The 237-nt window shown below is 47.7% G+C and carries 1 protein-coding gene; it reads left to right on the top strand.

Annotated features, from left to right (window positions below; all coding sequences use genetic code 11):
• Positions 1-237 (top strand): class I fructose-bisphosphate aldolase (locus D2V08_RS18195; RefSeq protein WP_119606353.1); only part of this gene is annotated, 237 nt, incomplete at both ends.

Raw genomic sequence — 237 nt, 5'->3', positions numbered from 1 at the left:
TGAGCCGGAGATCTTGCTAGACGGTGAACACGGAATCGACAGAACATTCGAGGTTGCTTTGAAGGTGTGGGCTGAGGTTTTCTTCTACTTAGCTGAGAACAATGTGTTGTTTGAAGGAATTCTGTTGAAACCTAGCATGGTCACACCTGGAGCAGAGTGCAAAGACAGAGCAACACCAGAACAAGTTTCTGACTACACTCTCAAGCTTCTCAAGAGAAGAATCCCTCCGGCTGTCCC

This window comes from Flagellimonas lutimaris (genome assembly GCF_003581615.1).
In the GTDB taxonomy this organism is placed as follows: domain Bacteria; phylum Bacteroidota; class Bacteroidia; order Flavobacteriales; family Flavobacteriaceae; genus Flagellimonas; species Flagellimonas lutimaris.
The sequence above is the reverse complement of the archived record's forward strand: the minus strand, read 5'-3'. Positions and strand labels throughout refer to the sequence as shown.